The 223-nt window shown below is 55.6% G+C and carries 1 rRNA gene; it reads right to left on the reverse strand.

Annotated elements, in window-relative coordinates:
- Positions 1–102 (reverse strand): 5S ribosomal RNA (rrf, locus tag EVX52_RS25205); the annotation flags it as partial.
- Positions 103–223: the final 121 nt, after the last annotated feature.

The raw sequence follows: 223 nt of genomic DNA on the forward strand, positions 1-223 counted from the left end.
TACTCTCGCATGGGGAGACCCCACACTACCATCGGCGCTACGGCGTTTCACTTCTGAGTTCGGCATGGGGTCAGGTGGGACCACCGCGCTAGTGCCGCCAGGCAAATTCTGTTTTATCCGTACCGCAGCGCATCATGGTTGCTCACCCCACGCCGCCATACGAACCAATTCCGGAACATTCCGCTGAAAATCTACTCTCTCGAGCCTGTCTCTCAAATCAAAA

The sequence above is a fragment of the Rahnella sp. CFA14(1/10) genome, from assembly GCF_004195095.1.
GTDB lineage: Bacteria > Pseudomonadota > Gammaproteobacteria > Enterobacterales > Enterobacteriaceae > Rahnella > Rahnella perminowiae.